Annotated in this window: 1 protein-coding gene; it reads right to left on the bottom strand. The window is 46.2% G+C overall.

The features are described 5' to 3' along the window. Positions 1-507: alpha-ribazole phosphatase (cobC, locus tag R7Q46_RS30605; RefSeq protein WP_318078770.1), on the bottom strand; the 507-nt coding region annotated here is incomplete at both ends.

The raw sequence follows: 507 nt of genomic DNA, 5'->3' as shown, positions 1-507 counted from the left end.
CAATGTCGAATACCATTGAGGATTGCGCCAATCCACGCCCAAAACATGAGCGAGAATTATTCGAATTACGCCACCATGCGTGACAATTAACAAGTTGTCATTGATATCGTTAATGATTTGAGACCAAGCGCGACTAACGCGCTGAGAAAATGTGCTTAAGCTCTCGGCATTAGGCAACGAATGGTGAGCGGGTGATTGCCAAAAGGCATCGAGTTTTTTCCAATGTTCAGTAAGCAAATCAAATGGCATGCCATCGAAATCACCAAAGTCCATTTCTTGCAGATCGTCTTCGGTGGTCATTGGCAACAATTGTTGCTCAGCTAATATTTGCGCCAAATCGTGACAACGAGAAAGCGGCGACGATATTATCCCCGCTACGTCGTATCCTTTGGTTTTCCAAGCCATGGCGATTTGCTGCTGCTCGGCCTCTTTCACTTTGAGATCAGTCTGACCATGTAAGCCAGGCGCGGCGTCTACTTTTCCATGACGCACAAGATAGATATTGAG

The sequence above is a fragment of the Vibrio sp. 811 genome (assembly GCF_033339195.1).
This window is presented reverse-complemented; position numbering and strand designations above follow the sequence as displayed.